Origin of the sequence: Streptomyces sp. NPDC048415, assembly GCF_040651675.1 — a bacterium.
In the GTDB taxonomy this organism is placed as follows: Bacteria; Actinomycetota; Actinomycetes; order Streptomycetales; family Streptomycetaceae; genus Streptomyces.
In genome coordinates, this window is sequence record NZ_JBEZKJ010000001.1 from 231679 (window position 1) to 257596 (window position 25918).

Below are 25918 nucleotides of genomic sequence, written 5' to 3' on the forward strand. Positions count from 1 at the left end.
CGGTCATCCGGCGGCGGGCGGCTGCGCGGCGACGCGCGGTGGCGTGTAGAGGTGCTCGCCGACGCGCTTGACCAGCAGCGCCATCTCGTACGCCACCAGGCCGATGTCGGCCGTGACGGCGGTGAGGACGGCCAGGCACGAACCGTCCCCCGCCGCGGCGACGAACAGGAACCCGTCGTCCATCTCCACCATCGTCTGACGTACCCCGCCGGCGCCGAAGTGGCGGCCCGCGCCCTTGGCCAGGCTGTGGAATCCGGAGGCGACGGCGGCAAGGTGTTCGGCGTCCTCGCGCCGCAGACCGGTGGAGGCGCCCACCGCGAGTCCGTCGTTCGACAGGACCACGGCGTGTCGCACCTCGGCCACGCGCAGCACCAAGTCGTCCAGCAACCAGTCGAGTTCGCCGGACCGCTGGGCGGCCCTCATGCTCGGGTCCTGGATCATGCAGGGTCTCCTTCACTGCTGTCGCTGCCCGCTTCGGGGCCGGGGATGGCACCGCGGCCGGGTGACCTGCCGCCGCCGCGGGCCCAGCCGTCGCGGTAGGCCGCCATGCGGTCCCGTACGAGTTCGGGAGTGCGCTCGTCGTCGCCATGGGGGCCCGGCGTTTCCACCGGCTCCTCGGGGCGTTGTTCGCGCAGTTGGGGGGCGAGGCTCGCTTGACGTACGCGCCGCGGTAGGCCGTCGGATTCTTCGGAGTCGCTCGGAGGATGGTGCAGCCGCAGCGTGGTCACTCCAGGGGGCGGGTCTTCCGGCGAGCCGTTCACGGGGGCTTCGGGGACGCTCCGGACCGGTGGCACCAGGGCGGGCCGCTCGGTGACGGCGTGGACGGAGTCGTGTTCCGGGGCCGCCGACACGCGCGCGTACTCGCGCTCCCCGGGCCTTTCGGTGTCGCTCCTGCGGGGGGAACGTTCCGCCCCGCCGCCATGGAGCAGCGCCGTGGGCAGCAACACGACCGCGGTGGTGCCGCCGTACGGCGAGGTCCGCAGGTGCACCTTGATGCCGTGCCGGGCCGCGAGTCTGCTGACCACGAAGAGGCCGAGCCGGTCACTGTCGAACAGATCGAGCGCCTCCGACTGCTCGATGCGCCGGTTGGCCTCGGCGAGCGTCTCCTTGCCCATGCCGAGCCCTCGGTCCTCGACCTCGATCGCGTAGCCGTTGCCGACAGGCTCACCGGTGATCCGCACCCGGGTGTGCGGCGGCGAGAACTGAGCGGCGTTCTCGACGATTTCCGCCAGCAAGTGCGTGAGGTCGGCCACCGCGGCCCCGACCACGGATGCCTCGGGGAGTTGTCGTACCTCCACGCGCGCGTAGTCCTCGACTTCGGAGACGGCCGCGCGGACGACGCTCGTCAGTGAGACCGGTATGCGCCAGGCACGGCCCGGCGCGGCTCCGGAGAGGATGATCAGGCTCTCCGCGTGACGCCGCATCCGTGTGGTGAGGTGGTCGAGGCGGAACAGGTCGCTCAGCTCGTTGGGATCCTCGGACCTGCGTTCCATGCTGTCCAGCAGGCTCAGTTGACGGTGCACGAGGACCTGGCTGCGACGGGCGAGATTGACGAAGACTCCGGAGATTCCGCTGGCGAGCTCCGCGCGTTCGACGGCGGCGCTCAGGGCGGCTCGGTGCACGGTGCCCAGGGCTTCCGCGACCTGTCCGGTCTCGTCCTCCGAGGGCGGCCCGGGCGGGGCCTCGGCGCGGACGTCGATCTCCTCTCCCGCCCGCAGTCTGCGCATCGCCTGCGGAAGCTTGCGGCGCGCGATCTCCAGGGCGCTGTTGCGCAGACTCACCAGTTCGACGACGAGGCCCCGTCCGATGCGTACGGAGATGACGAGCGACGCGAGGACGGCGACGAGTCCGAAGAGCACGGCGGCACCTGCTGGGGTGAGCAGACCGCGCTTGAACGGGTCGGCCCGGTCGGCGACCCCGCGTCCCGCGTCCGCCTCGATCGTGCGCATTCCGTTCTGCACGCGCGCGTGGGCCGAGTTCCAGTCGGCTTCCGGCGCGGCGTCGATCGCCTTGCCACCGGGTCGGGAGACGAGCACCTTGTCCTCGACGGCGCGTACATCGGCGTATGCGCTGCCCTCCACGAGGCCGTGCCAGGCGGCTCGTTCAGGCCCGCGAAGATCCGCTACGGCGGAGTCCGTCAGCGTACGGCGGGTCTCGACGGCACCCGTGAACAGCCGCAGCCGCTCGCCGTCGAGGCTCCCGGCGAGCCGGGCTCCGGACAGCACCGTGTCCTCCTGGGCGAGCGCTTCGCCGGCCCGGGAGAATTCGAGCAGCACGCGCGCGTCGGAACCGAGGTCCGCGTCCTGGATGCCGGTGAGCGCGCCGCCCACGCCGAAGGCTGACGAGATGGCCTTGGTGTACTGCCCGTAGGCCTCGTCCCATCCGGTGCGGCGGTCCAGCACAGCGGTGCGCAGGGACCGCAGTCCCTCGGCTCCGCTGACGAAGGCGTCGAGGCGCCCGGCCACTCCTTCGGGCAGCTCGGCACCCTCGGCCACGGTGTCGTGGTCGCCCAGGCGCAGCTTCGCCACGGCGCGGTCGGTGTGCCGTGCCAGCTCCTTGAGGTCGCTGGGCTGCTCGGCGGCGGGGTCGGTGGCGTAGCGGACGGCGGCAGCGCGTTCGGCCTGCAGCGCGGCGACGGCATCGTCGACCGGGGCTCGGACCGTGGAGTCCACGCGTTGCAGCTGCCGTAGCCGCGCGACGTCCTGGGCAGTGCTCACCGTGGCGTACGCCCACAGGGCGAGCAGCGAGATGACCGGCACCATCAACAGGCAGACGATCTTGGCGCGTACGGTGCGCGGCCGGATGCGCCACCCTCCCGCGCGCGGGGCCCGCTCCGGCGGCGTCCACGTGACGGTCTCGTCGGGGTCCGCGTCCTCGTCGGCCGGCGGACCGGCGTGCGCGCGGCGACCGCGTGCCAGGGGCTGGGGCGGCGGCTCGGCGCCCGCTGTGGGGGTCCTACGGGGTGTACGCATGGCCTCCTCGCTCGGAAAGGTTCGGGGCGTGCCTTCCGGACCGTCGTGGCTCCGGGGCCGCCGTCAGCGGGCGACGCTCTCGACCGGCCGCTGGGCCGATGCGGATGCTTCCCGTTCATCGGAGGTCGGGGACAGCGCGACGAACGCCGATGTCAGGAAGAGGTAGGACCCGAGGCCGACGGCGAGGGGGAAGATGAACTGCATCGCCGTGGCCCCGGGGAGGGCCTCGCCGGAGGGGCTGACGCGCACGCTCACCGCCATCATTCCGGTGTAGTGCATGCTGCTCACCGCACCTCCCATGACGAGAGAGGCCACGGCGACCGCCACCGGCGACTTGATGTTGAGCGCCGCCCACAGGGCCGCGGTCGCCGCGACCACGGCGATCACGACGGAGAGCCCGACCAGCGCGGGGTCGTAGTGCACCTGGCCGTGCAGCCGCAGCGCGGCCATGCCCAGGTAGTGCATGCTCGCGACGCCGAGCCCGGTGGTCAGTCCGCCGAGGACGAGGGCGCGACCCCGGTCGCGGCCGTAGCCGACGGCGAAGACGCCCGCGCCGACGACGGCCATGGCGACGAGCAGGCTGAGGATGGTCAGCGGCACGTTGTAGCGCATCTCCGTGCCGCTGACGCTGAAGCCCAGCATCGCCACGAAGTGCATCGTCCAGATGCCGGTACCGATCGCGGAGGCGGCGGTGAGCAGCCAGTTGCGGCGCGACCGCCCGGTGGCGCCGAGCGCACGGACCGTGCAGCGCAGCCCCAGGGCGGCGCCGATACAGGCCATCACATACGACAGCGCGGGGGTCAGCCAGCCGAAGGCGGCGTGGTCCAGGTGTCCCATGGCTCAGGCACGCTAGTCCGCACAGGGGCGCACATCGGGGGCGCATTTCGAAAGCTGTTGGAATATGACGAAGAGATGTACCTGAACGATCGCGTCACGCTCGAACGTGTGCGCCGATTCGTCCTTCCTGTCGGTGAGGGATCATGCGCAGCATGAGCGACAACCACACACACGTCCAGGAGTTCTTCACGGCACGCGCGGCCGACTGGGACACCCGGTTCCCCGACGACGGACCGGCGTACGCGGCCGCCGTCGCCGCCATGGGGCTGAGCGAGGGCGACCGCGTCCTCGACGCGGGCTGCGGCACCGGACGCGCCCTGCCGCCGCTGCGAGCGGCCGTCGGCGCCTGCGGAGTAGTCATCGGGGCGGATCTCACCCCGGCCATGCTGGAGGCCGCCGTACGAGCAGGACGGGATCGCGACGGGCAGCTGCTGCTCGCCGACGTCGCCGGGCTGCCTTTGCGCACGACATCACTTGACGCGGTCTTCGGGGCGGGACTCATCGCCCACCTGCCGAACCCCGCTGAAAACCTCCGCGAGTTGGCCCGGGTGGTGCGTCCCGGCGGCATCCTGGCGCTCTTCCACCCGATCGGCCGGGCGGCGCTCGCGGCCCGCCAGGGCAGGCGGATCACCCCGGAGGACCTGCGCGCGGAGGCCAATCTGCGTCCGCTGCTGGCGGGCTCCGGCTGGGACATGACGTCGTACGTCGATGAGGACGCCCGTTTCCTCGCGCTGGCGGTACGCCGCGGCTGAGGCGTCAGACCCCACCGGCGATCTCCGCCGCGAAGACGTCGGGGTTGTCGAACATGACGTTGTGCCCGGCGCCGGGCACGGTCATGACCTGTACTCCGGCGGCCTCCAGGCCATGCCGGCCCGGGAGTTCACCGCTGAGCTCACCCTGGAGGTAGACGCGGTCCGCGGTCAGCTCTTCGAGCATCTGACGCATCGTGGGGTTCGTGCCGCGCCGAAGCGCCGTCGCCGTGCGGTGCAGGGCGCGCGGATCGGCAAGTCGCATGGTGGCCGCCCAGAAGGGGCCGATCTTGTCCAGCACGCGCGCGTGGCCGCCGTTCTCGACGTAGTCGTCCTCCTCGTAGGAGGCGATGCCGCTGCTGCCCGCGGTGACCGGGGGGCACGGGTCGAGGTTGGCCTCCGTCAGGACCAGTCGCGAGGCGAGGTCGGGCCGCCGGTGGGCGAGCACGATGGCGACGGCACCGCCCAAGCTGTGCGCGACGAGTTCCGCCCCGGTGACATGGGCCGCGTCCAGGGCCGCCGCCAAGGCCTCCGCGTGATTCTCCAGGGTGTATCCGAAGTCCGCGGGTCGGTCGCTGATGCCGTGACCGGGCAGGTCGACGAACAGGGTGCGGCGGCCGGCCAGTTCGGGGCGGGCCGCGATGTGGGCGTGGTAGACCGTGGATGACGAGCCCAGGCCGTGCACGTACACGCGCGCCGGTTCGGTGCCCGCCGCCTCCGTCCAGCGGATCTGGCTTCCCTTGCCGTCGAACTCGGCCTGTTTCATGCCGCTCTCCCCTGCGCCGATTCAGCGTTTCCCATGCCTCCAGGAGGATACATCGCTTCCGATGTATAGATGAAACGATGTACAACGAGGATGCGGCAGAATATGGGCATGCTGGAGCTGGCCATCCTCGGTTTTCTGTACGACGCACCGCTGCACGGCTATGAGCTGCGCAAGCGCATCACCGCGCTGACCGGACATGTGAAACCCGTGGCCGAGAGCACGCTGTATCCCGCTATCAAGCGGCTGGAGAAGGCGAGCCTGCTCGAGCGGGCCACCCAGCCCGGCTCGGTGGCCGCCCCACGGCACGTCCTGACACTCACCGAGGAGGGCCGACGCGAACTGCGCCGCCGGCTCGCGGAGCCGGCGCGGCGCGACATCACCGACGAGAACCGCTGGTTCACGGTGCTCGCCTTCCTCAGGCACCTGGACGACCCGATCGCGCAGGCAGCCGTGCTGCGGCGCAGACTCGCCTTCCTGGAGGAGCCCGCGAGCTTCTTCTACGACGGCGACCGGCCGCTGTGCGCCGAGGAGTTGGAGGACCCCTTCCGACGCGGCATCCTCACCATCGCGCGGGCCACGAGCGAGGCCGAACTGGCCTGGCTGCGGGCCACGATCGACTCACTCGACGAAGGCGGCCGGTGAGACGGGGCAACCCCGCACGCCCGGCACCGGGCATGTGCCCAGCTCGGCGACACGGTAGCCGTCCGGGTAACCCTTGATCTCCCAGTTCTGCCTGGCGAAGTGCGGGGAACGGCGCGGGGGCATCAGCCGGACCAGTCGGCCACGCGCGCGTACCGCACCGCGGACCAGCGCACGCGTGACGGCGCCCGGGGGCTCGTATCGGAAGGCGCGCAGCAGCGGTTCGTCGAGCAACGCGAGGGTGGCGGTGCGCAACAGCGGGGCGAGCGGACGCGGATACCAGGACGCCATCAGGTCCAAGGTCGCGTCGGAGACGCGTCGCGCACCCTCGTCCCATCCGAAGTTGGCCTCTTCGTAGGCATCGAGACAGGCCTCGAAATCCTCGTAGGTCTCGGGGATGCCCTTGATGCCCATGTGTCGTCCGAGAGTGCGGTAGTGAACGGTGGACGCGACGATCTCGTGGCGTGACAATCTGCGCCACCCGTAGGTCTCGATCCACCGTTTGGGCATCACCACGAAGGTGCAGAGCACGTACCGCATGTCTTCATTGCTGATGTCGTAACTGCGGTGCATCTGGTTGACGCGGCGGATCGCGGTCCGGCCCTCTTCGCCGTCGAAGCCGTGCTCGACGATGGCGTCGAGCAGCAGCGCGGTGTCGTCGTACCGCTTCTGGGGGCGGTCGGTGAGCTCCGCCGTCTCGGCGAGCAGCCGGCCGATGCTGGGGACGGCGTAGGTGCGGTAGAGCGCCAGTTCCAGGGCGCGGGTGACGTCCCAGGGGAATTCGTACGCGGAGGTGAGCCGGTAGATCTCGGACGCCTCCTTCTCCGGGTCCATCCGCCGGATCCGTTCGAGCCGCTCGAAACGCATCACCTGGCCGTCCCCCTTCTGCCACCGAAGCTCCAACTCTACGTTGAGTAGCAGCAGATGAACGTTCAGCGATGGCACTCGCACAGGGGGAAGGTGGCCCGATGTCACGCATGTTCGGCAGACTCCGCAAGATGTGGCGCAAGAAGACGGCCGAGCGGCCCGAGGAGCGGCGGCCCGTGGCGCCGGAGCCGCAGAAGCGTACGCACAACCTGTTCGAAGCGGCCGCGGAGTATGTGTCGGCCTGCGCGGAGGACGACCAGGACCGGATCGACGAGGCTGCCGGCTGGGTGTCGCCGGAGGCCTTGTCATTCGGGGTGAACGAGCTGGCCTGCCGGGCCGTCATCGCCCTGGCGCGGGAGCGCGACGAGTCGCCGGGGACGGTGGCCCGCACGCTGCTCGGACTGCCCGGGGCCTGACCGGGGAGTCCGAAGGGTCGTTTCGCCCCTGTCCAGTCGGATAACTGCAGCTCCGCGTGTGTTTCGGGATCGTGACAAGCACCTCCCGGTCGCATTAGGGTGCGCCGACGGACGTAGCGATGGGGAGGCTGGGATGGCCGGGACGGACGACGACGCCGTCGCCAGCGGGGACGACGACGCGCTGTATGTGCTGACGGCGGTGTTGCTGACACCCGCGAAGTTCCCCAGCGTGCTGGGGGACGACTACCCGGAGGCCTGTGCGGCGCTCGGCCTCGCGCCACTCGCCGACGGGTACGGCCTCGTGCTCGGCCAGGACGAGGAGGGCGCGCGGTGGACCGTCGTCGTCGACGATGTCTCGCTGGTCGCCGTCGCCATCGCGTCGTGGGACTGCGGGATGGAACACGACCTGTCGCCGGACGAGCGGACGGTCGTCGCCGCCCTGCCCGGCTGGCCCCTTGAAGTGGCCGTCTCCGCCCCCGGGGTGCCGGCCCCGCACGACCCCGCGCCCGAGCTCACGGAGCGGCCCCCGCTCAGCCCACCGGACACCTCTGCCTGGGGGCCGGCTCAGCGGCGTCTCGGCGCCGACGAGATCGCCCTGCAGTGGGCGACCTGGCGGGAGCAGATCGACGACAGCGATTTCGTGACCTCGGACGGTTCGGCGCATGCCGCGGACGTCGCTCAGGAGGAGGGCGACGCCAACGAGCCGCGCAGCGGCGTCCGCCGGGTCCTCGCGGAGGCGCGCTCCTACGTGGACACGCCGCCTCCGCTCGGCCGTGTCCGCTCGTCCTTCGCCACGGGCGATGCCCGGACCCTGCGCGCCGACGGCCCCGGCTGGTCCTTGGTCGCCAGGACCGACGACATCGCGTTCGTTCTCCTCGACGAAGAGCCTGGAGAGGTCCTGCCCGTTGGTCGCGGACCGGAACTGCCCGGCCTCCTTGAGTCCCTCGACAAGATGGCGGTACGCCCCAGCTGAGCGGCCGTGCCACGCGGAACCCGGTGGCGCGGCCCCTCTCGATGGCTCTTGTCAGCTGCTCCCGCCCGGGCCGACGACAAGGGCGCCCATCGCGGTGCCGTGATCGCCGTACGCGCGTAGGGCGTCGAGTTCGGCGCACCATGCGCACCAGGGGGCGGCCCGGCGCGGCCCGGCCTGGTTCAGGGCGCCGGCTCCAGGAGTGGGTTCGGCCGCGCGTCCCCGCTCGCGGGCCGATGGCATGCCCGCGAGCGAGGACGCGTGTGCATCCCGCGCGCCGGCGGGAGCAGCCGCTCGTCGCCGGCTCCTCAGCGGCCGAGCTCCTTGCGCGTGACGCGGCGCAGCCTGCGCCGCTGCGAGGGGTCCAGCGTGAGGTATGCGGCCGCCGGGACTCCCAGCACGATCAGGAAGGCGGCCCACCAGGGCAGCCAGATCAGCAGGATCAGGCCGACCGCCACACCTCCTGCGGCGATCTTCGCGTTCTTCGACATGTGTCGCCTCCTTCGCGGCTGCTGCCGCTCTCTGTCCTGAGAACGGGTCCCTGCGTCCCACGGTTCCGGACGGCGACCCTGATACGTCCCTGAGGCGCGTCCCCTACTCAACCCTGAGGGGCTCCCCGACATCGTGCATGTGGCTCAGGGCCTGCCGGTAGGAGTCGACAAGCCCGGTCTCCGCATAGGGGATACCCAACTCTTGACAGTGTGCGCGCACCAGGGGCTGAGCGAGCCGCAAGTGGGGGCGGGGCATGCTCGGAAACAAATGGTGTTCGATCTGGTAGTTCAGGCCGCCGAGGAACCAGTCCGTCACGGCGGCGCCGCGGACGTTGCGCGAGGTGAGCACCTGACGGCGCAGATGTCCCCAGCGCTCGCCGCCCGGCTCGGGCATCTCCATGCCCTTGTGGTTGGGCGCGAAGGCCATGCCCAGGTGCAGGCCGAACAGAGCCTGGTGGAGGGCGGCGAAGGCCAGGGCCTTGCCGAGGGACATGGAGGTGAGCAGAAGGGTCGCGTACCCGACGACATGGGCCACCAGCAACAGTGCCTCCGCGGCCCGCTCACGCGGCGGCTGCCGACGAAGATCCTGGAAGCCGTGCACCTTCAGGGCGACGCCTTCGAGGAGGGTGAGCGGGAAGAAGAGCCAGGCCTGGTTACGGGTGAGCCACCGTCGAAAGCCGGCTCGGCCCTTGGCCTGCTCACTGGTGAAGACCAGGACGTCGGCGACGACGTCGAGATCCTTGTCGATGTGATTGGGGTGTGCGTGGTGGCGATTGTGCTTGTCGCAACACCTCAATGAAAGTAGCCTCTTGCGTCGCGCCCGAAGCCTTCGCCTTCCCCCCTTGGACTGGCCACGGTTTGCTCACGAAGCACTGACCTGCAGGTGCATCCGTCAACGTCCGCAAGCACCCGACCTCACTGACTACGGTTGCCACAGACTGGAACCGATTCCCTCAATGGTCGATAATGATCGGTCAGCACACTGGCCCATGAGCGAAGCTAGGGTGCATTCCAGGGGTGGGGGGCTTTTATGGTGGCAAACACGTCACACAGCGCTGCCCCAAGCGCGATGGGGTACCAGCATCAGACCTGGTGGGCGTTGCTTGAACTGCTGCGGTCGGGGGCCCAACGACCGGACGCAACGATCAGTCTGGAGCTGTTTGACGATGTCGCATGGGATCAGCATGGTGCGCCGACGGAACTGCTGCAGCTGAAACACCACCGCATAGGCCAGCGAGCCCTGACAGATGCTTCGGCCGATGTATGGGCGACCTTGAAGGTGTGGATGGACACCGCGGTACCAGCCGACCCAGCCGGACCAACTCTTGCCTTGGTCTCAACGCAGATCTCACGCGAGGGGTCAGCAGTCGCTGCACTGCGCGACGAATCACGCGACGACGATTACGCAATCGAAGGCCTTGAGCGGGTGGCATTGGAGGCGGCATCGGGACGGACAGGACAATCCCGCAATCAATTCCTCGCGCTCGGCACGATTGACCGACGTACATTCATCTCACGCATCCGTGTTGTGGATGGCGCTGAGCGCATCGAGGATGTTGCTGGGCTGGTACGCCAACACCTCACATGGGCATTGCCAACGGGTCATGAAGACCAGTTCCTGGCGCTTGTGTGGCACTGGTGGGACGAACAGGCTCTCGCCATGCTGCGGGGGCATCAAAGAGGTGTGGATGTGGGAGCTGCCAAGGCAGCCCTCGCCAGCATTCGCGACCGATTTACGCAAGTTGATTTGCCCACGTACGTTGAGCTAGCGGACGTGGATACCGATGCGGTCTCCGCAGCGCATGCTGATTTCCTGTTCGTGCAGCAGATGCAGTGGGTGGCGTATCCGCCGCGAAATCTCCAGCGAGCAGTAATCGATTTCTACCGTGCATCTACGCAGACTGTCCGCTGGCTCGACGAGGACCTGATCGGTGCTGGGGAACTCCGCCGACTTCAGGCAGAACTTCTCGATGAGTGGGATGGCGCATTCGAGTGGATTTCCGCAGAGATCAGCCCAGATGCGGATGAGGCCATAAAACAAGAGGCAGGCAGGTCTCTGCTGCGCCAACTGACCCAGCAGACAGCTCTCTCGGTGCGCTCCCGATACAACGATGCCTTCTTCACTCGTGGACAGCGCCACGTCCTCGCGGACAGTGGCCATATCGGATGGCATCCAGACTTTGTCAAGCGAATCGACGGTTCAACAGCGGTGCAGTCATGACCACTCCGCCGACCGGTCAGGACCACGCACCCCTCCTCAGCACCGCATGGGGTGAACGCCCGCCCATCGTGAACGGGATGCTCAACCCGGCATTGATCTCGACGCTGTTGGTCAGTGCGGCCGACAGCTACACCCGTCAAACCCAGGAAGGCATGCCCTGGGCACTGTCCTTCATCGCGGCCCCCTTGGCCTTGCATCGTGGGACGAGACAGGCGCTCCCGGCTACCAGCCGAACTCACCTCAGCAATTGGGTCTCCATGCACCCCATTTTGCGCGCTGGGTTCCCCGGTCGAGCGCAGGCTCTAGTCGCCCCTGTGCGCGCCGGCCTTCGGTTCTCGCTCAGGCACCACATTCTGCGCTTGGATGGAGACCGTCTCCGTGTCCAACTGCAACTACGTAAGGTCGAGCCGCAGTACGCAGAGCTGGATGACATCCTCAGCCACGCCCGTCTCCTCGGTCGATGGCTGTCTACCGTCGACACGGCCACTACCTTCGCGCTACTCGGCGTGGGACCCTGATCACGTGCAGCTGCTCGCTATCGTTTTGTACAGCGTCCGTGGGGATCGTCGGGTCCTCTCCTTCAGGCCTGGGACCCTAAACGTGGTCACTGGCGAGTCCGCAACAGGCAAGAGCACCTTGCTCGGGATCTTCGAGTACTGCCTCGGGCGCGACCGCGTGGACCTCCCCGTTGGGCCGGTCACCGAAACAGTCGCCTGGTATGCCGCCCTTTTTCAACTGGACGGTGGTCGCGCCTTCGTCGCCAGACCCGCACCGCGTCCAGGCAAGAAGACCCGCGACCAGGCCATGATGAGGTTGGGACCTGACCAAGAGATTCTGGAAGCAGATGAGCTAAGACCTGAGATCGACGTCCGAACATTGCGCAAGCAGCTGGGATGGCGCATCGGCATCCGAGAGAACGTCTATCAGTACGGGCGCCATACTGAACTGGAAGCTCATCTCGGCCACGCAGTCTTGTTCTGTATCCAAAGCCAGGAGGAAATTGCCTCACGACGCTTGCTGTTTCATCGGCAAGGTGCGCCAGGCATGTCGAACACACTTAAGGCGGTCCTGCCGTACTTCCTCGGTGCCGTACCACCTGATCAGGCGCGTAAATATGCACAACTGGCCGCCGCTCGGCGTGAAAAACTTGAGGCTCAAGCTAGCTACGATAACGCGCAGCGGACCAGCAAAGTTGCCACACCGATTCTGGAAGCTCTGTGGCGCGAGGCGCGTGCTCTCGGCATGGTCGCAGATGGGCAGCCATCAAGCCCCTCGGAAATGCTTGCAGCACTGCACCAGATAGCCGCCGCAGAGTTCGAACCGCTCCTCGAAGATGCGCGATCTCAGCCCAATACTGCAGCCTTGCATCGCGAATGTGAAGAACTGCGTGATCGCCTGCGTGCAGTGTCCGTCGAGAGGCAGATGATCTTCGAGCAGAACAGCGCGGCAATCGACTATGCCACTTCCATGCGTATTCCCCGAGACCGTCTTACCAGCTTGAACCTATTGGGACTGACGGCCGACCACCAAGCCACGTTCACAGCAGACAGCGAATCGATCTGTGTCCTGTGCGGCTCGGCACTGCCGGAAGCCGATCCCAGTGTCATGGCTCTGAGCCACAGCCTGGACCACCTCAACCAGCAACTGGCCAGCGTCGAATCTGTGCCTCCGGCCAGTCGGTCGGCACTCCAGACCCTCGATACTCAGGCCGTCCAGCTTCGTAGCCAACTACTCGCAGCAGAACGGGCGCTGCAGGCAGTGGTTGCCAGTACCACCGCGACGGAATCCCTCACTCAGCAAGGGCGTGCGGCTTTCCTCCGCGGCCGCATCCACGGTGTCCTGAGTACGCTTCCTCCCGATGCGGACGATGAGACAACAAGATTGCGTGACCTTTATGAGTCCGCCGAGGCCTCGGCCAGGGCACGGGCCGCAGAGTTGGACCCCGAGGCATCGCGAGCTGAGCTTTCGGACCGCCTCGTACCCATCGGACAGGACATCAGCGCCTGGGCACGACAACTGCGTTTGGAGCCATACGGAAGCCCTGCGCGCCTTGATCTCGGCCGGTTGGATATCGCGTTTGACACGAAGCCGCCCCTTCGCATGGGTCAGCTCGGCAGCGCCCAGAACTCGATCGGTTACCACGTCATCGCACATCTGGCGCTGCATCGCTACTTTGTGCAACAAGGCCGGCCGGTACCTCGAATACTTATCCTTGATCAACCAACGCAGGCATGGAGCGGCTTTGCCGGCAACGAAGATCAAACAGCGCGAGACCGAGAAGCCATAGCGCGTCTCTTCCAACTGATCTATTCGGTTGTACGTGAGCTAGCCCCTGAGTTTCAGGTTATTGTCTGCGACCACGTGAACCTGCCGGACCCGTGGTTCCAGGATTCCGTCATCTACGACTGGCGTGGAGGAGAAGCGCTGGTACCTCGCGAGTGGATTGACAGCAAAGCGTGAGGAATCGACACGTTTCTGGCAGGCCCACGTGAGTTGAAGACTATGCCGGCTCGTATCCCAAGGAGGCCTCGTTGACTGCTAAGCGGCCTGAATGGCAACAGTATCAGCATGACGTCGCGGAAATGCTATCCGAACTCGGTTTCGTCACCAAGGTCGAGGAAACAATCACTGGAGTTAGAGCCGCGCATGATATTGACGTGACGGCGAGAATTACATCAGCAGGCGTCGCGCAGTTGTGGGTCGTTGAATGCAAGAAATGGAAGCGAGCAGTACCGAAGGAGCGCATCCTTGCATTCTCAGCAATTATCGCCGATGTAGGTGCAGATCGCGGCTTAATGTTTGCCGATAACGGTTTTCAGGCCGGGGCAATCCGCGCGGCGAGGAATACAAATCTCACCCTGACTAGCCTTGTCGACTTTCGCCATAATACGGCAGCTGAGGTAGCGTCCTTGAAGGTGACGGGTCTACAGGAGCGAATCACTCAACTCGAGGATAAGTTCCACTCCATCTGGGACTTGACGCGGGAAGAGCGAGATAAGCGAATTGCCCAATATATTGGACCATCCGGATTCCTAGATCTGCCGCCAGGCCACAGTGCTGTTATGTCTCCTCTCTTGGCGCGGCTGTCACAGATGAAAGAGGCGTTAAATTTCGCGGCGTTCAATCGATGGCCCGTAATGTACTGGGCCTTGGATGATGATGAATCACCAATCACTGTCAATGGCTGGCCCGGTCTAATTTACATCATCGAAGAGACTGTGGGGACTTGCGAGCGTATCTACGGCCACATGGAATCCCCTCAGGGCCAAAGGAAGGACTGGACAGAACTGCAATCTCCAGAAATGACCGAACTCCTCACAAATATCCGCCGGTCTAAAGATTAGTGACGCCCGGTCGGCCGACGCTGAAAGCGATGAGTGGCAGTCAAAGCGTGGCTGAAACCCCCGTCTTGACACCCTCCGTCGCCAGCCTTCACCTGGAGCTGTCCGGTCAAGACAAATAAGACGGCCAAACTTCAGGGCGTCACGTCATCAGTTGAGATAGGCGATCAACCGCGTCGGAAAGTTTGGCTACGACTGGACACTCCACGTCTCTACTTCCCCATGCTCTTTGCAAATAGTTCGTAGCAGTTCGCTCGGCAACAACAACATCGGCGTACGCTGCAGCGCATCCCAGATACAGCATATCTACGAGGTCATTATCCTCCCAATTCGCGCGAATCGCCAGACGGTGACCGATCGCGTCCCCATAAAGGCGCATGAACGGCATGGAATTAAATTCCTCATAAAGCAAAACTGAAACCTGCTCTACAGAACTCACACCAAGCGATCGAGCAACGGCGATTGCTTCGGGCAACACATCGGCAAGCGCCATTGCACGGCCATCAATGATCTTCTGCTTAGCAGACCTAGCGAGAAACTCTGGGTCGCGAGATATGTTTTGAAAGTGCTCATGCCAACCGGGCTTCGGGGATGAGATCCTTTCCGGATTCATAAGCACATCACAAATGACGGAAAAGGACGTCATTCTGTCGAATAGTTTAGCCAGGCCGGGCGGGAGTCCAGATGCGTCCGGAATACGTCTAGTCGTTTCCATAGCCCCTGTCGCCAAACTGAAGACATCTGTTTCGCATATTAGGGGTGAAATGCCAAGCCTGCGCGCTAATACATTTGCCATCTCCTGCGTTCGCACGACGACTGGACTACGCATCTGCCACCCCCTCGACAATCTAAGAATGGTGGAGGCAAGGTTTTGACGTCTCGCGTCAAATAGCGCAGATGTTTCCAATGTATGCGCGGAGGATACGGGGATAATTATCTTGTCGCGCTCTGCCAGTTCAAGCAATTCGGCCGCAGCTTCACGATCCCACTCACTCGTAATCCGTGCGGGCTCATAAATTGAATGAGCTAGAGTGCTCCAGTGACATTGATCCAGGTATACGACCGGCCGGCGATCGGGTCTCGGACCAACAACCTCTGGATCCACCTGAAACCAATCACCCCTAACGGATTCAAATCGGATAACACCACTGGAGAAATTGTACGTGATTTCCCTAAGCGTGCTTTCTTCATCGCCGCCGCTTAGGCGCGCTACGACTGCGATACCGTCGCGGTACCTAATGAGAACCTCTCCAGAGATCGGATACTGCGTCATCTCTTCAAAAGCCAGAGCCAGAGCGCCGATATCCGGGTTTGCATCTGTCATGCATACTTCCTTTCTCGACCAGCGGGCACTTCAGGTAACTCCTAAGGATTTATGAGCCTGAGCTTAAGCGCGAAGAGAGCCCCTACCTAGCCTGCCAGACTTTGGCTCCAAATCACTACTCACATATTAAGAAGGGCCTCAAGGGCCCTGCCATGTGGGCAAATCAGTCATGAATCCGTACTCCTCGGCGACCTGCTCAAGTTCCGAAGCCCATGGCTTTCCAGCCAGCAGTTCATTGAAGCTAAGCATCGCCGCGTGGAAAATCCATAGCGAGAAATGTGGGCAGGAAACGATCTCCTCGTGTATAGGCGTCTGACTGACCCGAAACGCCTCACCGTCATCTTGAAAAAACATCAGAGTTCCGGCGAGAGTGGGGTGAGTAAAGCGAGACTCGACTGTGTAATAGCTCCACTCTTTGGCCAGTCCGTAATTCTTCATCAAATGCTCGATCTTCGCCAACCGCTCATTGGGGTCAGGCGCGATCGATTCCTTGACGGTCTTAACCGTGTCCACCAACACTTGGTATGATCCCCGATATCGGCTGGCCGTGCCATCCGCTTGAAGAGCCTTCGCGAGTTGGATCTGATCCATCCCCAACTTGCGGTTGTAGATATCGCCTATGCGGTCACCTTGATCCGCACACCAACGAAGGGTGACGGTGTGTTCCAGGGCGCTGCGCCGATTCGGGCTGGCTGCCCCACACGCGCCAGCCCGGTGCAATACGAGCACCGCCCGAATCTGATGAACGACGGTGAAGAAGAGCCCCCATCCGATCAACGTTGCACGATTCGAGGGGTCAATACGTTCGTGAAGATCCCCCGAGATCAAGTTCTCAAGGCGAATCAAGGCTTCAGTAGGGTCCGGTTCTGTCACCTCAGCATCATCTCCGGTACTCGTGACGTGGGGCCATGAGATTTCCCTAGGTGTGACCTGCCCACCCGAGCTGGCAGCGGAGGCCAAGTTCTACCTGGCTCCGTCGCTGAGCGCGCGAGCGCACCTCACCGAGACAATCCTGTCAGCGGCTCTCCCCGTGCCAGACACGTGGCAGATCTTGCTGACAACCACGGAGAACTGCTGATATTGAAGCAGCGAAGGATCCGGCAGCTGCACTGCTCAGTTGCAGGTCAGCCGTGCGCCTACAGGTAGCTGACCTGGGCTTCCCGTCCTCAGGACGCGCGCCGGTCTCTTGAACGCAGCGTTCCTAGGAGCGTGAGCCGCCGCTGCAGTGGAAGATCTTGCGGGCATCGGAGGACAAAACTCGCTACCTCGTGAGCACCGCTGAAGTCTGGGTACGGTCGTGTTCGTGTCTGGCGTGCGTCGGGGTTGGTCACCCGTGGGCGTGCGCTGGTTGATCGCGTGCGACTAGGGGAGCTGGTACGGGCATGGCGGTTGACGCTGCTCGATCGGAAGAGGGGTTCACGTCGGCGGTGGCTACGCGGGTGATGGTTGCCGCGTGCCGGGCTGCGAGGCTCGATGACAGAGACGCGGAGTTGATACGCCTCGGGGAGAACGCGTTGTTCCGGCTGGCTTCCGCGCCGGTGATCGTGCGGGTGGCCCGTGGGGAAGAGTGGCTGCCAACAGCACGCAACGAGGTGGCTGTTTCGCGGTGGCTCGCAGATGAGGGGTTCCCTGCCGCGCGCATCGTTGAGGATCTTGAACAGCCGCTCTTGGCCGAGGGGCACCCCGTGACGTTCTGGCACCTGATCGAGGAGGGGGACCGAAAGGCCACGTACGGGGAGCTGGGCGGAATCCTGCGGGATCTGCATTCCCTGACGTTGCCGGCCGGTCTGGAGTTGCCCTCGTTCGATCCCTTCGGCAAGCAGGAGTTGCGGCTCGATCGGGCGGTGATCCCGGAGGATGACCGGGTCTTCCTGCGGAAGCGTTGGCGGGAGCTGCGGGGCAAGTTCGAAGAACTGCGGTTCGAGACTCCCAGGGGGCCGGTGCACGGCGATGCCCACGTGCAGAACCTCATGGTGGACGATCAAGATCAAGTGATCCTGTTCGACTTCGAGGCCTTCTGCTTCGATCATCCTGAGTGGGATCTGATGGTCACGGCGGTGGAGCACCACAGTCTTGGGTGGCAGACCGATGAGCAGTACGCCGAGTTCGTGGGGGCGTACGGGCGGGATCTGTACGACTGGCACGGGTACGGGACGCTGCGTGGACTGCAAGAGTTCGGGATGACGACGTGGCTGATGCAGAACGTGCAGGAGGACGACCGGACGGCGGCCGAGTACCGCCGGCGTATCGCTGGGCTGCGCGATGACGACGGGCCCCGGGACTGGCGTCCTTGGTAGCCCCTACTCGTCGTCGTCCAGGCGAGCGAGGGCGTCGCGTACCTGGTCGTTGAAGGCGGCCACGATGGGGTTCGCCGCGTGGGTGCTCACCTCCGTCTGGAAGTCGGTCACGTAACGCTGGAAGCGGGAGGACTGGAGGGTGTCCCCGCCGTCCACGGCCAGGCTGGCTGTCGTGACGGCGGCTTCCAGTTCACCGTTCAGCAGGTGGCTTTGAGCGAGCACCATGCGGCAGAACCCCAGCGTGCGAGCGTACTTCGGGTCGGTTTCATCGACCGCGCGTTGTGCGGCCTCGACCGACTCGCGGCGCATCTTGAGGTCGCGGAAGCAGTGGCAGAGCTCGCCCATGAGTTCCGCGGAGTCGAAATAGCCGAGCCATGCGGGGTCGTCGGCGGTGTCGGCGTGCTCGAAGTGGCGCTCTGCTTCGTTCATCGCGCGGCCGGCGCCGGTCGGGTCTCCTCCGTTGGCCAGCGCGCGAGCTTCCATGGCTGAGTAGTTCGCCATGGCCCGTGGGGTGGCCCGGCCCTTGGCGCCTTCGACGGCGGCGCGGGCGAGTTGGATGGCTTGGGCGTGGTTTCCGAGGTAGTTGGCCTGGTGGCTGAGGTTGCCGAGGATGCGGGCGCCGAACATGCGGTCATCGACGACCTGCGACAGGCGAAGTGTCGATGTCAGATAGCGGTGGGCGAGCCGCTGGTTCCCGGTGTCGTACGCAGTCCATGCGAGCAGCTGGGAGACCTCGGCGGCTGCCCCAAATAACGCGGTGCCGACCTTCTCGCTGTAGCTGGCGTCCAGGAGGGGGAGGACTTCTTGGCGGAAGTAGTGGCGCAGGGCCCTGTGGCCGTGGCCTCCGCCGTATTTGAAGTCGAGTTGCATGAACATGCTGGCTGCGTCTCGGATGGCGCGTACGTCGCGCATGCCGATGCGTTGGTGAGCGGGCCTGTCGGCCTCGACGCCGTCGGGGCGCGCGATCATCCATGAGAGGACGGCTGAGTTGAGATCGTTGTCCGCGATCACCAGGTCGTCAGGAGTGGCGGCTTCGGCTCGCTCATCGGCGAGTCCGTCCAGCATCGACAGTACGTCGGGCACGCTGCTGGGATACCCGATCGGCTGTGGAGTGGCCGGCTGCGCGGCGTGGTCGAAGAACCCGAGATCGGCGGGCGAGATACGACGGCCCAGCTTGGCGCCGAGTACGTCGGCCATGATCGTCGCTGTCTGGGGCTGGATGCCCGCGCCGTCTCGCCACCGCTGTACGGCGACGTGCGTCGTTCCGAGACTCGTTCCGCGCCGAGCGGCGGCGTCCTGCATCCGCCTGGCGAGTCCCTTGTTCGAGACGTTCGCTTCGTCCATGACCGCGATCAAGTGTGCGTTTGGCTCTCGGCTCATGCTCCCCTGCCAACCCGAGAATGACAGCGAGTGTTCATCGTGACACAGGCCTATGACATTGGGGGGTTCATCAGTGAACCCCCGCTGCCTTTGCAGGTGTTCACGTGAACCCCCCGGTGAACGCTCCCGGCTGAGCGGCTGGCGCCGTTCACTGTTCGGCACGGAGTGATGGGCGGCAAGAGCCCGTCGACAGTCGGCAGGGGACGTGATGGATGCTCGGCAGAGCAAACGCATAGCGAACACTCCGCAGGCGATCTCGCTGCGTGAAGCGGCGCAAGATCCCTCGTCGGGTCACTTCCGGGCGCTGACGCTCTTCGACGAGTCCTCAAGCACCGTGTTCGCCGCGCGCACCATGGTGAGCGGCTGCCTCCAGGACTGGGGGTTCGGCCACATGGTCGACGATGCCCGGCTCGTCGTCTCGGAGCTGGTCGGCAACGTCGTGCACCACGCGGTGCCGGACGACTGCCTGACGCAGCCTGGTGCCGCGCGTCGGATCGACGTGTTGGTCAAGGCGTGGCCCGGATGGCTGTTCATCGGTGTCGCCGATGAGGACTCCACCCCGCCTGATCTGCCGGTGGGCGAGTTCGTCTCTCCAGAGCTGGCCGGTGACTTCGCGGAGGCGCTGTTGCCGGACCGTGGGCGCGGGCTGCTGATCGTTCAGCGGCTGGCCGACGCGGTGTGGTGGTCGCCGAAGGGCCTGGGCGGCAAGACCGTGTGGTGCCGCTTCGACCTCGACGGCACGACCTAGAAATCTCCGGGCTGCCGTCTCCGCGTCTCTCCCACGCGATCGGGAGAGGACGGCGGCCCGGACCCGGCCGGAGTCTGACCACTCCGGCCACAAGGGGCGCGGCTCCTCGGATCCCATCGGGGGCTCCCCTCCCATGCGAGGGGCCGCGCTTCACAACCTCATACCGAGACCGGACCACCCCCGCGCCTGGCAGCAACTGGGGTGGTCCGGGAGGGGACGCGACGGTCCCCGGTGCCTGATGGTACCGGGGCCGTCGCGCTGCGTTCCGCCCTGGGCCAAAGGAAGTTGACGAATCATTACCTAGATCAGGGCAGAGGTGGGCAAGGTGACGGGCGCGGGTGAGGACTGGCTGAGCGACGAACTCGACGTCGCGGGCGTGGACTGTGGTCTGTGGGTGCCCGGCGTCGACTACGTGGCGGGCTGGCGGGATGCGCGGAAGGCTGCTGATCGGTTGAACCGGGCGTTCCTTGCCACGGGGTTCGAGCTGGACCAGGTGCGGGCCGTCGCCTCGACGAACGATGACGGGGGCGGGGTCGTACGGATCACGGGCCACCCCCACGCCGTGGACCGGCTCGCCGTGCTCTTGTCGTCGGTCGCCTCGGATGACAACGGCGGTGCGGAATGACGCGCGTGATTGCTGAAGAGTGGCGCGCGTGGGCACGTCGCCGGCCGCAGAGACTTTGGGCAGTAGCTGCCATGGGGCGAGTGAACAGGGGGCCTTACGCTCACCAGCGGATCGGGCAGTCCTTGGACCTGCCCGCAATAGCCCGATCGGCCCCCTGTTCTTCGAGGCTCGCCCCATGGGAGCTGCCTAAAGTCTCTGCAGCCGGCGACCCCCAGCCCCGCGGGCCTCGGCCCGAGCCGACCGGGCGACGCCTCGACTCCTTGGGCTTGCTGCGGTGCGGGCAGTCGGGTGACCGGACGGGACCGGCGGCCACGCCGCACGCCCGGCCGGGGCGGCCGGGCTGCCCGGCGCGCCGCAGGCGCGCCCTTGAGGAAGTGAAGACGTATTCGACCGATCTACGGTTCTCGGTCCGTCTTCGGCTCGAAGCGGCGGGCGTGGGCCGCGGCGCGCAGCAGCGATTGGGCAACTCGCTCGGCGTCATCGGCCGACAGAAGAATCTCTTGGGTGAACAGCACGGCCAGCCGGACTGTGCCGTTCAGGGCGTTGGTTGCGACGTCGACCTGCACGCCGTTGCCCGTCACGTCGTAGACCTCAAGGTCCAGATCGCTCCTGAATGCGCTCATGACCTGAGCATGCAGCACGGGGCGCGCCCGCGTTCACGCACGAGTGCGCTGCGCGGGCTCCTTGTCGGCGGTGATCCGGTAGGCGATTTCGGCACGGTCCGCCCCGACTCGGAGCTCTTCGAGAATCAGTGGGCGGCCACTCGTGCCGTGCGTGACGCGGGACAGGTGCAGGATCGGTGTCGCGTCCGGGAGCTGGAGCGCGGTCCGCTCGTCCGGGAGTGGCATGTGGGCGCGGACTGTTTCCGACCACCACAGCTTGTGTCCGGCCTGGGTGAGCAGTCCGTAGATGGAGTCTGGGCGGCGGTCGGGTGCCTCGGCGAGCATGGGGATGCCTTCGGTCACCTCGAACGGGATCAGCGTCCGGTGCATCGCGCGGGTGCCGCTGGCAGGATCGGTGAGCAGCCGGTCGCAGCCGAAGAGGGCTTCTTCCTCGCCGAGTTCGAGGAGCTGGCCGGTGGCCTTGGTGGTGTGCGTGCGGTACGGGGTCGGCTCCTCCGCCTCGTCCCAGACGGCTCCGTTGGGCATCACGAAACGCCCGTCCGACGTGCGACTGATCCGGCGTTCAAGCGTGACGGCCGGCTGGCCATCGGAACGCACGAAACTGCCCTTGCCGTGGTGGACCTCGATCAGGCCTTCGGCGCGCAGGGCTGCGACGGCGTTGCGGACCGTGGGGCGGGAGACCTTGTAGCGCTCGATGAGCTGCGCCTCGGAGGGCAGCGGAGCGCCAGGGGCGAACTCGCCCTTCACGATCGCTTCCCGGATCGCGGCGGCGACCTGCTGATAGAGGGCTCCGGGGCGTTGGATCTCCGTCATCTCGGCACCTTCGGGTCGGAGTCGTAGGCACGTCGCACACGCGACATCACTCGTCAGCATAAGTAGTTGACCCCTCGCCGTACAGAGCCACATAGTCGTAACTCGTAAGGACAAGTGACGTCTGAATGTGTCAGGCGTCCCGACTGGCCAAGGAGGCCGCGCAATGCAGTCCATTCCCGTGGACACAGCACGACTGGGCGTACTGCGGTGCGCCATCACACCCGAAGCGAAGATCAGCAACTTCGAGACACAGGAGGTCAAGAAGGACCGCGACGGCAACACCGTCTACACCGTCGCCGTCACGGTGCGCCAGGACGGACGGCGCATCTCCGTCATCGAGATCGCGGTCGCCGGTGAGCCGAAGGGCATCGAGGAAGGGCAGATCCTCAAGGTCACCGGACTGACCGCGTTTGCCTGGGCCATGGGCGACCGGCACGGAATCAGCTTCCGCGCCGACGCCATCACTCCGGTACACGGCACCCCGGCACCGGCCAAGAATGGCGGTGCCGCGTGATGGGGCCGATCGTGCTCGCTTTCGGGCTCGCGGCACTGGCGTGGGTGCTCGTCGTCGGCGACCAGTTGCGCCGACACCGTCCGGCCTGGCACTGGTATCTCGCCGGCTACCCGGCCACGGCCCTGCGGGTGGCGCTCACCTGGCGCAAGGTGGCCCTGCTCAACGACCTCACCGTCACCCGGCGACCGGCCCGCGGGCTCCTGGGGGATTTGATCGTGAAGGGCGATCCGCTGCGGCCGGGTACTCCGCGGCTCTCGTTCCCGCGGGCCAACCGCATGGGACTGACGGCGACCGTGCGCCTGCACGCGGGCCAGACCCCCGCGACCTATATGAAGGCGGCCGATGCGCTCGTGCACGCGTGGAAGGTCCACGCGGTACGGGTCACGTCACCAGAACGCGGCCTTGTTCTGCTGACCGCAACCGCGAGCGATCCGCTGGCGCGGCCCGGCTTAGCCTCCGCGCCCGCCGTTCTCCTGTCCGCGCTCATCGGCGTACTGGAGAACGGCGGAGCGTGGGTCATGGACCTGCGGCTCGTACCGCACTGGCTCATCGCCGGGGCCACCCGATCCGGCAAGTCCACCCTGCTCGCCCGGCTGATCACTCAACTCGCCCCGCAACCCGTCGCCCTGGTCGGCATCGACTGCAAGGGCGGCATGGAACTCGGCCTCTTCGCCGAACGGCTGAGTGCCCTGACGACATGCCGACGCGAGGCGGTCGCGGTCCTCACCGCCCTCGTGGTCGACATGCACGACCGCATGCACGCCTGCCGCGCGGCCGGAGTCCGCTCCGTCTGGGAGCTCCCGGAGAAGCTGCGGCCGGTGCCGGTCGTGGTGATCGTCGACGAGATCGCGGAGCTGTACCTGTCCGACGGCCGACGCGAGAGCAAGGCGGAAGCCGAACAGTGCTCGACGCTCCTGCTCCGCCTGGCCCAACTCGGTGCCGCGCTCGGCATGCACCTGGTCGTCGCCGGCCAACGCGTCGGGTCCGACCTCGGCCCCGGCGTCACCGCTCTACGGGCCCAGCTCGGCGGCCGGATATGCCATCGGGTCAACGACCCCGGCACGGCAGAGATGACCCTCGGGGATCTCAACAAGGACGCCGTCGTCGTCACTCAGTCGATCACCGCCGACGAACAGGGCGTGGCCGTGTGCACCGGCCCGGACGGCGGCTGGAGTCGTGCCCGCTCCCACCTGACAACCACTGAAGAGGCCATGGCAACGGCCCGGAAGCACGGTGCCCTGACCCCCGAACTGCCTGCCATCGATCGTGCCCTCGCAGCGCTCGAAGGAGACGACCAGTGATCAGCACAGGTACCGCCGTGTCCCTCGTGGTGGTCTTCGGGATCATCACCTTCCTCCTCGTCCGGTCCCGGGACGTCCGCGCCTGGGAAGCGGTCTGCATCGCCCTCTTCGGCATGTACCTCGGCCAGACCCCCGTCAGCCTCACCATCAACGGCTTCATGACCTGGGTACTGAGCGGCTTCTCCCACTTCTAGACCGGCAGCAGGAAGGACGTACGCCATGCCCATGCCCCGCGTGAGGTGCCCCCACTGCAAGGGCGACGGAGCCCGCAGAACCTGGACCGGGCGCCTCCACCGCTGCCGCGTCTGCCGTGGCACCGGAACCATCCGCTGACCCACCACACCACCCCCAACCACACAAGGAGCGATCCCCATGGACAACAGCGCGCCACCCACCATCACCCGTGCCGCTTCGGCGGCCCACCCCGGAAGGCCACCACCATCACCCCGGACTTCACCCCGGCTGACAGGCGCGCCGCACTCGACCGCGCGGCGCGCCTGCGTCAGCTCCCCGAAACAGACCGAGACGCCATCCGCATCGCCCAAGATCCCCAGTTCACACGCTGGCTGGAACAGATCACAGCCACAGGCGGCTGCGCCCACCCCGTCCACCTCTCCGGCTCAACCACCACCCTGGACGGCACAACCGGCGAGATCATCCGGACCTACGACACCCGCAACGAGCCCGGCGAACGACTCCTGATCCGCTGCCGCAACAGACGCGCAACCGTCTGCGCGCCCTGCTCCCGACTCCACGCAGGTGACACCTTCCACCTCGTCCGCGCCGGCCTGATCGGCGGGAAAAACGTCCCCGCCACGGTCCGCCATCGCCCCCGCCTCTTCATCACCCTTACCGCGCCGTCCTTCGGGCCTGTGCATCGCGCCGGGGAGCGCTGCCGCCCTCGTCGCGACCGCAGGCGATGCAAGCACGATCGGTCTCTCGGCTGCGGCGCCGTCCATGACATGGACGATGCTCTCGTCGGGCAACCCCTCTGCGCGGACTGCTACGACTACCCCGCGCACGTCCTCTGGCACGCACACGCGGGCAAGCTCTGGGACCGCTTCGTCATCGGCGTCCGGCGCCAACTCGCCTCCTCGGCCGGCCTCGTACAGTCCCGATTCGCCGATCACGCCCGACTGTCCTTCGCCCGCGTCGCCGAGTACCAGAAACGGGCGGCCGTCCACGTACACGCCGTGGTCCGCCTCGACGGGCCGGCCGGACCGACGGAGGGACCCCCGGCCTGGGGCACGGCTGACCGACTCGCTGATGCGGTGCGAACATCCGCGCAACGGGTCATGGTCCGCACTCCCTACAGCGCCGTCACCGGTGAACTCGTTCTGCGGTGGGGCGTCCAGGTCGACGCTCGTCCGCTTCGCGTCGACTCCGACGGGCCGGACGACGACGCCGTAGCCGCGTACGTAGCCAAGTACGTCACCAAGGGAGCACAAGAGACAGGCGCCGGCACCGACTACCGGCTCACCACCTGGGACGACATCGACTCGGCCCGCGTCACCGACCATGTACGCGCACTCATGCGTACCGCCTGGCGCCTCGGCGGCCTACCCGAGTACGCGCCCCTGCACCTGCGCAGCTGGGCGCACACACTCGGCTACCGCGGCCACATCCTCACCAAGTCCCGTGCCTACTCGACGACATACGCTGCCCTGCGCGCTGACCGCGCCGAACACGTCGGCCCCGACACGATGCCCGGCACGGCGTCTGACGCGCACTGGCGCTACGTCGGCTCCGGCCACTCTCCCGGTGCCGCCCTCATCGCTGCCGGAATCGCCGAAGACCTTGCCACCACTCGCGAAATCGCACGGGGAGAGTTGGCTGCCGAAGGGAGACGCTTGAGTGCAGCCTCCTCGTGACAGCGCAGAAGATCAGGACATGGACTGGGCCCGGCATCACGCGCGCAAGGCTCCCCGCTGGTCGGACGCCAAGTGGCGCCGGATCAACGCCGCCCTCGGTCTGGAGGTGTCCATGCGCGACGGAGCCCGCCACCATCGCCGTGCGACGTGACG

28 protein-coding genes and 1 pseudogene are annotated in these 25918 nt (G+C 66.3%); 16 read left to right on the forward strand and 13 right to left on the reverse strand.

The genetic code is table 11. The features are described from left to right. Positions 1–3: 3 nt before the first annotated feature. The 3 genes from AB0D27_RS01050 to AB0D27_RS01060 form a co-directional block, all read right to left on the reverse strand. Positions 4–441 (reverse strand): roadblock/LC7 domain-containing protein, encoded by a 438-nt coding sequence (locus tag AB0D27_RS01050; protein ID WP_327426871.1) that lies wholly within the window; start codon positions 439–441, stop codon positions 4–6. Continuing rightward, on the reverse strand, positions 438–2972 hold the full coding sequence (locus tag AB0D27_RS01055) for a sensor histidine kinase (protein WP_362500819.1): 2535 nt from the start codon (positions 2970–2972) through the stop codon (positions 438–440). The genes AB0D27_RS01050 and AB0D27_RS01055 overlap by 4 nt, the downstream gene beginning before the upstream one ends. 63 nt (positions 2973–3035) lie before the next feature. Next, positions 3036–3809 (reverse strand): MHYT domain-containing protein, encoded by a 774-nt coding sequence (locus AB0D27_RS01060; protein ID WP_362500820.1) that lies wholly within the window; start codon positions 3807–3809, stop codon positions 3036–3038. 152 nt (positions 3810–3961) lie between these two features. On the opposite strand from AB0D27_RS01060, the gene AB0D27_RS01065 reads away from it, so the two are divergent. Next, complete coding sequence (locus AB0D27_RS01065; RefSeq protein ID WP_362500821.1) at positions 3962–4561, forward strand: class I SAM-dependent methyltransferase; 600 nt, start codon at positions 3962–3964, stop codon at positions 4559–4561. 4 nt (positions 4562–4565) lie between these two features. On the opposite strand, the gene AB0D27_RS01070 is transcribed toward AB0D27_RS01065, so the two are convergent. Next, positions 4566–5324, reverse strand: coding sequence for an alpha/beta hydrolase (locus tag AB0D27_RS01070; RefSeq protein WP_362500822.1), 759 nt, complete (start codon positions 5322–5324; stop codon positions 4566–4568). 108 nt (positions 5325–5432) lie between these two features. On the opposite strand from AB0D27_RS01070, the gene AB0D27_RS01075 reads away from it, so the two are divergent. Further along, entirely contained in the window at positions 5433–5966 is a 534-nt protein-coding gene (locus AB0D27_RS01075) for a PadR family transcriptional regulator (RefSeq protein WP_362500823.1), read from the forward strand. Here the strand turns inward: AB0D27_RS01075 and AB0D27_RS01080 are convergent. After that, positions 5943–6833, reverse strand: a complete 891-nt coding sequence (locus tag AB0D27_RS01080; RefSeq protein ID WP_362500924.1) for an oxygenase MpaB family protein — start codon at positions 6831–6833, stop codon at positions 5943–5945. The genes AB0D27_RS01075 and AB0D27_RS01080 overlap by 24 nt on opposite strands. Positions 6834–6940: 107 nt before the next feature. Here AB0D27_RS01080 and AB0D27_RS01085 point away from each other — a divergent pair, with 107 nt between their 5' ends. Both AB0D27_RS01085 and AB0D27_RS01090 read left to right on the forward strand, forming a co-directional pair. Then, positions 6941–7246, forward strand: a complete 306-nt coding sequence (locus AB0D27_RS01085) for a hypothetical protein (RefSeq protein WP_362500925.1) — start codon at positions 6941–6943, stop codon at positions 7244–7246. A 133-nt stretch (positions 7247–7379) separates the two neighbouring features. Further along, complete coding sequence (locus AB0D27_RS01090; RefSeq protein ID WP_362500824.1) at positions 7380–8219, forward strand: hypothetical protein; 840 nt, start codon at positions 7380–7382, stop codon at positions 8217–8219. A 51-nt stretch (positions 8220–8270) separates the two neighbouring features. Here AB0D27_RS01090 and AB0D27_RS01095 read toward each other — a convergent pair whose 3' ends face one another. From AB0D27_RS01095 to AB0D27_RS01105, 3 genes and pseudogenes are all read right to left on the reverse strand, one after another. Next, positions 8271–8459, reverse strand: coding sequence for a hypothetical protein (locus AB0D27_RS01095; protein WP_362500825.1), 189 nt, complete (start codon positions 8457–8459; stop codon positions 8271–8273). A 65-nt stretch (positions 8460–8524) separates the two neighbouring features. Beyond that, positions 8525–8707, reverse strand: a complete 183-nt coding sequence (locus tag AB0D27_RS01100) for a hypothetical protein (RefSeq protein WP_362500826.1) — start codon at positions 8705–8707, stop codon at positions 8525–8527. A 103-nt stretch (positions 8708–8810) separates the two neighbouring features. Then, a pseudogene (locus tag AB0D27_RS01105) lies at positions 8811–9491 on the reverse strand (acyl-CoA desaturase); the annotation flags it as partial. Between the two features lie 285 nt (positions 9492–9776). Here AB0D27_RS01105 and AB0D27_RS01110 point away from each other — a divergent pair. The 4 genes from AB0D27_RS01110 to AB0D27_RS01125 all read left to right on the forward strand — a co-directional run bounded on the left by AB0D27_RS01110 (position 9777) and on the right by AB0D27_RS01125 (position 14272). After that, positions 9777–10928, forward strand: a complete 1152-nt coding sequence (locus AB0D27_RS01110) for an ABC-three component system protein (RefSeq protein WP_362500827.1) — start codon at positions 9777–9779, stop codon at positions 10926–10928. Further along, positions 10925–11446: a three component ABC system middle component gene (locus AB0D27_RS01115; protein ID WP_362500828.1), complete on the forward strand. Its 522-nt coding sequence runs from the start codon at positions 10925–10927 to the stop codon at positions 11444–11446. The genes AB0D27_RS01110 and AB0D27_RS01115 overlap by 4 nt, the downstream gene beginning before the upstream one ends. An 82-nt stretch (positions 11447–11528) precedes the next feature. Further along, positions 11529–13388, forward strand: a complete 1860-nt coding sequence (locus AB0D27_RS01120) for a DUF3732 domain-containing protein (protein WP_362500829.1) — start codon at positions 11529–11531, stop codon at positions 13386–13388. Positions 13389–13459: 71 nt separating this feature from the next. Further along, positions 13460–14272 carry a restriction endonuclease gene (locus tag AB0D27_RS01125; RefSeq protein ID WP_362500830.1) on the forward strand — a complete coding sequence of 271 codons (813 nt, stop codon included), beginning with the start codon at positions 13460–13462 and terminating at the stop codon, positions 14270–14272. Positions 14273–14411: 139 nt separating this feature from the next. Here the strand turns inward: AB0D27_RS01125 and AB0D27_RS01130 are convergent, their stop codons facing one another. After that, complete coding sequence (locus AB0D27_RS01130) at positions 14412–15593, reverse strand: hypothetical protein (RefSeq protein WP_362500831.1); 1182 nt, start codon at positions 15591–15593, stop codon at positions 14412–14414. Positions 15594–15731: 138 nt separating this feature from the next. Then, on the reverse strand, positions 15732–16466 hold the full coding sequence (locus AB0D27_RS01135; RefSeq protein ID WP_362500832.1) for a DUF5677 domain-containing protein: 735 nt from the start codon (positions 16464–16466) through the stop codon (positions 15732–15734). Positions 16467–16975: 509 nt separating this feature from the next. Here AB0D27_RS01135 and AB0D27_RS01140 point away from each other — a divergent pair. Continuing rightward, positions 16976–17890: an aminoglycoside phosphotransferase family protein gene (locus tag AB0D27_RS01140; RefSeq protein WP_362500833.1), complete on the forward strand. Its 915-nt coding sequence runs from the start codon at positions 16976–16978 to the stop codon at positions 17888–17890. A 3-nt stretch (positions 17891–17893) separates the two neighbouring features. Here AB0D27_RS01140 and AB0D27_RS01145 read toward each other — a convergent pair whose 3' ends face one another. Further along, positions 17894–19270, reverse strand: coding sequence for a sporulation protein (locus tag AB0D27_RS01145; RefSeq protein WP_362500834.1), 1377 nt, complete (start codon positions 19268–19270; stop codon positions 17894–17896). Between the two features lie 208 nt (positions 19271–19478). On the opposite strand from AB0D27_RS01145, the gene AB0D27_RS01150 reads away from it, so the two are divergent. Both AB0D27_RS01150 and AB0D27_RS01155 read left to right on the forward strand, forming a co-directional pair. Then, positions 19479–20018: an ATP-binding protein gene (locus tag AB0D27_RS01150; RefSeq protein ID WP_362500835.1), complete on the forward strand. Its 540-nt coding sequence runs from the start codon at positions 19479–19481 to the stop codon at positions 20016–20018. A 325-nt stretch (positions 20019–20343) separates the two neighbouring features. Then, positions 20344–20643, forward strand: coding sequence for a hypothetical protein (locus AB0D27_RS01155; RefSeq protein WP_362500836.1), 300 nt, complete (start codon positions 20344–20346; stop codon positions 20641–20643). A gap of 395 nt (positions 20644–21038) precedes the next feature. Here AB0D27_RS01155 and AB0D27_RS01160 read toward each other — a convergent pair whose 3' ends face one another. Both AB0D27_RS01160 and AB0D27_RS01165 read right to left on the reverse strand, forming a co-directional pair. Continuing rightward, complete coding sequence (locus AB0D27_RS01160) at positions 21039–21266, reverse strand: hypothetical protein (protein ID WP_144315608.1); 228 nt, start codon at positions 21264–21266, stop codon at positions 21039–21041. Positions 21267–21299: 33 nt separating this feature from the next. After that, entirely contained in the window at positions 21300–22079 is a 780-nt protein-coding gene (locus AB0D27_RS01165; protein ID WP_362500837.1) for a GntR family transcriptional regulator, read from the reverse strand. Positions 22080–22242: 163 nt separating this feature from the next. On the opposite strand from AB0D27_RS01165, the gene AB0D27_RS01170 reads away from it, so the two are divergent. Genes AB0D27_RS01170 through AB0D27_RS01190 form a run of 5 tightly spaced genes read left to right on the forward strand, consistent with a single transcriptional unit; the run spans position 22243 to position 25916 of the window. Continuing rightward, positions 22243–22593: a hypothetical protein gene (locus AB0D27_RS01170; protein ID WP_358751976.1), complete on the forward strand. Its 351-nt coding sequence runs from the start codon at positions 22243–22245 to the stop codon at positions 22591–22593. Further along, positions 22593–23894 carry an FtsK/SpoIIIE domain-containing protein gene (locus AB0D27_RS01175; protein ID WP_362500838.1) on the forward strand — a complete coding sequence of 434 codons (1302 nt, stop codon included), beginning with the start codon at positions 22593–22595 and terminating at the stop codon, positions 23892–23894. Before AB0D27_RS01170 ends, AB0D27_RS01175 begins: the two co-directional genes overlap by 1 nt. After that, entirely contained in the window at positions 23891–24088 is a 198-nt protein-coding gene (locus AB0D27_RS01180) for a hypothetical protein (RefSeq protein WP_153290618.1), read from the forward strand. Before AB0D27_RS01175 ends, AB0D27_RS01180 begins: the two co-directional genes overlap by 4 nt. 45 nt (positions 24089–24133) lie before the next feature. Continuing rightward, positions 24134–25765 (forward strand): replication initiator, encoded by a 1632-nt coding sequence (locus AB0D27_RS01185; RefSeq protein ID WP_362500839.1) that lies wholly within the window; start codon positions 24134–24136, stop codon positions 25763–25765. 19 nt (positions 25766–25784) lie between these two features. Beyond that, positions 25785–25916 carry a hypothetical protein gene (locus AB0D27_RS01190; protein ID WP_362500840.1) on the forward strand — a complete coding sequence of 44 codons (132 nt, stop codon included), beginning with the start codon at positions 25785–25787 and terminating at the stop codon, positions 25914–25916. The last annotated feature ends 2 nt before the right edge of the window (positions 25917–25918 follow it).

What these genes read in the sequence shown, in the direction of transcription:
- AB0D27_RS01065 (WP_362500821.1), top strand. Translation starts at nt 3,962, where the DNA reads ATGAGCGACAACCACACACACGTCCAGGAGTTCTTCACGGCACGCGCG.
- AB0D27_RS01175 (WP_362500838.1), top strand. Translation starts at nt 22,593, where the DNA reads ATGGGGCCGATCGTGCTCGCTTTCGGGCTCGCGGCACTGGCGTGGGTG.
- AB0D27_RS01150 (WP_362500835.1), top strand. Translation starts at nt 19,479, where the DNA reads ATGGATGCTCGGCAGAGCAAACGCATAGCGAACACTCCGCAGGCGATC.
- AB0D27_RS01085 (WP_362500925.1), top strand. Translation starts at nt 6,941, where the DNA reads ATGTTCGGCAGACTCCGCAAGATGTGGCGCAAGAAGACGGCCGAGCGG.
- AB0D27_RS01090 (WP_362500824.1), top strand. Translation starts at nt 7,380, where the DNA reads ATGGCCGGGACGGACGACGACGCCGTCGCCAGCGGGGACGACGACGCG.
- AB0D27_RS01055 (WP_362500819.1), bottom strand. Translation starts at nt 2,972, where the DNA reads ATGCGTACACCCCGTAGGACCCCCACAGCGGGCGCCGAGCCGCCGCCC.
- AB0D27_RS01100 (WP_362500826.1), bottom strand. Translation starts at nt 8,707, where the DNA reads ATGTCGAAGAACGCGAAGATCGCCGCAGGAGGTGTGGCGGTCGGCCTG.
- AB0D27_RS01115 (WP_362500828.1), top strand. Translation starts at nt 10,925, where the DNA reads ATGACCACTCCGCCGACCGGTCAGGACCACGCACCCCTCCTCAGCACC.
- AB0D27_RS01190 (WP_362500840.1), top strand. Translation starts at nt 25,785, where the DNA reads ATGGACTGGGCCCGGCATCACGCGCGCAAGGCTCCCCGCTGGTCGGAC.
- AB0D27_RS01165 (WP_362500837.1), bottom strand. Translation starts at nt 22,079, where the DNA reads ATGACGGAGATCCAACGCCCCGGAGCCCTCTATCAGCAGGTCGCCGCC.
- AB0D27_RS01070 (WP_362500822.1), bottom strand. Translation starts at nt 5,324, where the DNA reads ATGAAACAGGCCGAGTTCGACGGCAAGGGAAGCCAGATCCGCTGGACG.
- AB0D27_RS01110 (WP_362500827.1), top strand. Translation starts at nt 9,777, where the DNA reads ATGGGGTACCAGCATCAGACCTGGTGGGCGTTGCTTGAACTGCTGCGG.
- AB0D27_RS01160 (WP_144315608.1), bottom strand. Translation starts at nt 21,266, where the DNA reads ATGAGCGCATTCAGGAGCGATCTGGACCTTGAGGTCTACGACGTGACG.
- AB0D27_RS01130 (WP_362500831.1), bottom strand. Translation starts at nt 15,593, where the DNA reads ATGACAGATGCAAACCCGGATATCGGCGCTCTGGCTCTGGCTTTTGAA.
- AB0D27_RS01145 (WP_362500834.1), bottom strand. Translation starts at nt 19,270, where the DNA reads ATGAGCCGAGAGCCAAACGCACACTTGATCGCGGTCATGGACGAAGCG.
- AB0D27_RS01095 (WP_362500825.1), bottom strand. Translation starts at nt 8,459, where the DNA reads ATGCCATCGGCCCGCGAGCGGGGACGCGCGGCCGAACCCACTCCTGGA.
- AB0D27_RS01170 (WP_358751976.1), top strand. Translation starts at nt 22,243, where the DNA reads ATGCAGTCCATTCCCGTGGACACAGCACGACTGGGCGTACTGCGGTGC.
- AB0D27_RS01075 (WP_362500823.1), top strand. Translation starts at nt 5,433, where the DNA reads ATGCTGGAGCTGGCCATCCTCGGTTTTCTGTACGACGCACCGCTGCAC.
- AB0D27_RS01140 (WP_362500833.1), top strand. Translation starts at nt 16,976, where the DNA reads ATGGCGGTTGACGCTGCTCGATCGGAAGAGGGGTTCACGTCGGCGGTG.
- AB0D27_RS01050 (WP_327426871.1), bottom strand. Translation starts at nt 441, where the DNA reads ATGATCCAGGACCCGAGCATGAGGGCCGCCCAGCGGTCCGGCGAACTC.
- AB0D27_RS01060 (WP_362500820.1), bottom strand. Translation starts at nt 3,809, where the DNA reads ATGGGACACCTGGACCACGCCGCCTTCGGCTGGCTGACCCCCGCGCTG.